The sequence below is a fragment of the Candidatus Binatia bacterium genome (assembly GCA_036382395.1).
Classification (GTDB): domain Bacteria; phylum Desulfobacterota; class Binatia; order HRBIN30; family HRBIN30; genus JAGDMS01.
This window is the reverse complement of record DASVHW010000290.1, coordinates 1-2,824: the sequence shown is the minus strand read 5'-3', so window position 1 is coordinate 2,824 and position 2,824 is coordinate 1. Positions and strand designations below refer to the sequence as shown.

General features: G+C 63.2%; 2 protein-coding genes. Both read right to left on the bottom strand.

The genetic code is table 11. From position 1 onward, the window contains the following. Positions 1 to 276 precede the first annotated feature (276 nt). Positions 277 to 1,473, bottom strand: a complete 1,197-nt coding sequence (locus tag VF515_13710; protein HEX7408692.1) for an aminotransferase class I/II-fold pyridoxal phosphate-dependent enzyme — start codon at positions 1,471 to 1,473, stop codon at positions 277 to 279. A gap of 1 nt (position 1,474) precedes the next feature. Next, the gene (gene thrC, locus VF515_13705; GenBank protein HEX7408691.1) at positions 1,475 to 2,824 is read right to left on the bottom strand and encodes a threonine synthase; all 1,350 of its coding nucleotides are present in this window, start codon (positions 2,822 to 2,824) and stop codon (positions 1,475 to 1,477) included.

Below are 2,824 nucleotides of genomic sequence, written 5' to 3'. Positions count from 1 at the left end.
CCCCTGAGGGCGGTGCCCAGCAGGCTGCTGGAAGACCCCACCAAATGCTTCGACAGGCTCCCAATGAACCAGCACCGGACAGAGCCCGGTGCCACCGGTGGGACCGGGCTCTGTCCGGTCCGTCGAAGGTTCATTGGCTCGACAGATCGGTGCGTCAGTGACGATCCCAATCTCAGCATGAGCGGATCCCCTCCTCGCATTCATTGCACTGTTCCGCTCACCCTGAGCTAGTCGAAGGGTGTTCAGACCCTTCTTCAGCGACCTCCTAAGAAACCGTCAAATCTGCTCCAACGCCTGCTCGAGGTCGGCGATCAGATCGTCGGCATCTTCCACGCCCACGGCATAGCGCACCAGCGTGTCCTTGATGCCGATCTGTAGTCGCTCCTCCGTCGTCAGTTCGTAGAAGCTCATCAGCGCCGGCTGCTCGATCAGGCTCTCGACGCCGCCGAGCGATGGAGCGATGCGTGGGATTTTGCACGCGTCGACCAGGCGCGACGCGGTGGTGACGTCGCCGTACACTTCGAACGATACGACGCCGCCGAACCCCCGCATCTGGCGCACGGCGATGGCGTGTTCGGGATGGCTCGGGAGGCCAGGATAGTAGACACGCGCCACCTTCGGGTGCGGCTCGAGGAACTCGGAGATGCGTTGCGCATTGTCGTTCTGCCGTGCCACGCGGAGTGCCAAGGTCTTGATGCCCCGGATCAGCAGGTAGGCGACGAAGGGATCGGCCACCGCGCCGGTGACGCCGTGAAACTCGCGGATGGCCCCGACCAGTTCCTTGTTGCCCAGCACCACGCCGGCGAGAAAGTCGTTGTGACCGCCGAGATACTTGGTGGCCGAATGGATGACGAGATCGATGCCGAAATCGGTGGGGCGCTGGTTGATCGGCGTGGCGAAGGTGGAGTCGATGATCGTCTTCACTCGGTGGCGCCGGCCGATGTCGGCCACGCGCTCGAGATCGAGAATACGGTTGTACGGGTTGGTCGGCGACTCGCTGAAGATGAGCCGGGTCGTCTGCCGCACCGATTCCTCCATGCGGTCGTAGTCACCGGCGGGCACGGTCGAGACCTCGACGCCGTAGCGCCGCAAGATCTGGTGCAAGAACTGGCGGGTCCGCCGGTACGCGTCGTCGGTGACCACCACGTGTGCCCCCTTCGTGGTCATGGCGAAGAGCGTCGTCGTGATCGCGGCCATGCCGCTGGAGAACAGCAGCCCGTCTTCCGCTCCCTCCAGTGCCGCAAGTTTGCACTCCGCCACGCGCTGTGTCGGGTTGCCGTAGCGGCCATACTCTTCACGCTCGATGCGGCCTTCGAAGTAGTCCGACAGTTCTTGCGTGTTGGTGAAGGTGAAGGTGGCGCTCTGAATGATGGGCGTGGCGATGGCGCTCGTCAATTTGGTGCGCGGCTCGCCGCCGTGCACGGCCTGGGTGCTTGGCCCAACCTTGCGGGTCCCGGGCTTGTCGCTCGACACGTTAGGCCTCCAGCAGCTTGATCTTGTCGGCGTAACGCTTGATCGTCTCGTTGACCAGCCGCAGATCCGCGGCGATCTCCACCGGCCGGTTGGCGCAGGTGGAGTGCACGCCTTCGATCTGGCCGAGATGATACGCCGTCTTCTGCTCGGCAAACTTCAAGCCATGGGCGGTTGAGATCACCACCACGCGCTGGTTGGAGTGGATGACCTTCCGTTCCACCAGCTTGCGCAACACCGCCAGTGCGACGCCGGTGTGCGGGCAGTTGAACATGCCGGTGCGGTCGGCGCGCGCCGCCTCATCCGCCAGCTCGGTCTCGCTGGCCTGGTCCACGACGCCGTCGAACTGCTGCAGCACTTTGATGGCGCGCTTGTAACTCACCGGGTTGCCGATCTGGATGGCGCTGGCCAGGGTCTTCTTGGCCCTGACCGGCACGAATGACTGGAAGTGTTTGAGATACGAAAGATACAACGGGTTGGCGTTCTCCGCCTGCGCCACGGCGATGCGGGGCAGCTTCTGGATCAGCCCGAGCTCCTGCATCATCAAGAACCCTTTGCCGAGGGCGCTGACGTTGCCGAGGTTACCTCCCGGAATCACCACCCAGTCCGGCACTTCCCAATTGAACTGCTGCACCATTTCGATGGCCACTGTCTTCTGGCCCTCCAACCGCAAGCTGTTCATGGAATTCGCCAGGTAGACGGTGTGCTCCTTGGTGATCTCCTGCACCAGCGCCATGCAGCCGTCGAAATCGGTGTCCAGGCTCAACACCAACGCACCGTTGGCGAGCGGTTGCACCAGCTGGGCCGGGGACACCTTGTTCCGCGGCAGGAGGACGACGGCGGGAATTCCCGCGGCGGCGCAGTAGTTCGCCAGCGCCGCTGACGTGTCGCCGGTCGAGGCGCAGGCGATGGCGGTGATCATCTGGCCCTCGGCGATCATCTGTTTCACCACCGAGACCAAGACGGTCATACCGAGATCCTTGAAGGATCCCGTATGCGAGTTGCCGCACTGCTTGACCCAGAGATCCTCGACGCCGAGCAGCTTGCCATAGCGATCCGCCCACAGCAGATTGGTGCCGCCTTCGTAGGTCGACACCACGTTCTCGTTGTCGATGAACGGGACGACCCATTCCTTTTTGCCCCAGACGCCAGAGCCGTAGGGGAAGGTGTTGCGCCGGTAGCGGTCGTCGAAAAGCTGCATCCAGGCGGCCGGCGAGCGCCGCTTGAGAGCGGCCATGTCGTGTGCCACGTCCAACAGGTCGCCGCACTGAGGGCAGCGGTAGATCACCTCAAAAAGACTGAAGTGGGTGGGGCAACCGTTGATGCATTCGAACCACGCGCTGTACTCACTCAT

What these genes read in the sequence shown, in the direction of transcription:
- thrC (HEX7408691.1), bottom strand. Translation starts at nt 2,824, where the DNA reads ATGAGTGAGTACAGCGCGTGGTTCGAATGCATCAACGGTTGCCCCACC.